The 502-nt window shown below is 41.0% G+C and carries 1 pseudogene; it reads right to left on the bottom strand.

The features are described from left to right. Positions 1 to 27: 27 nt before the first annotated feature. A pseudogene (locus M1F97_RS09135) lies at positions 28 to 502 on the bottom strand (IS30 family transposase); the annotation flags it as partial.

Here is a 502-nt window from a genome sequence, read left to right as displayed (position 1 = left end):
GATAAATTGCAAGAATAAGTGCAACATTTACTCTAACTCATCCACTAGAGCCTCATAAGCAGTTCTGTAAGCTAAACATTTTCGCGGTCTGTGATTGATATCATATAAGGCCTTGTTCAAAGCCTCATCAGATATACAGCTAAATCTGTTTTCTTTGGGAAATATTCTCTTAGTAAGCCATTTGCGTTTTCATTGCTTCCTCTCTGCCAGGATGAATAGGCGTTCGCAAAGAAAAAGGAAATTCCTAAATTCTCTACCAGAGGATAGCAGGCGAACTCTTTTCCCCCGTCTGAAGTGAAGGTTTTAAGAGTCTCTTTTGGAAATAGCTTACAAATTTGTTCGATGGCTGAAAACATGGCTTTGGCTGTTTTGTCTGGTATCTTTAAAGCTAAGTAAAAGCGAGTTTTCCGCTCCAGAAAGGTCGCTAAACAGCCCTTGCTTTTGCCTCTGGAAGACACCACAGTATCGAGCTCCCAGTGACCAAAAGTTTCACGATTCCGGA

This window comes from Streptococcus oralis, from assembly GCF_023110435.1.
Taxonomy (GTDB): Bacteria; Bacillota; Bacilli; order Lactobacillales; family Streptococcaceae; genus Streptococcus; species Streptococcus oralis_CF.
The sequence above is the reverse complement of the archived record's forward strand: the minus strand, read 5'-3'. Positions and strand labels throughout refer to the sequence as shown.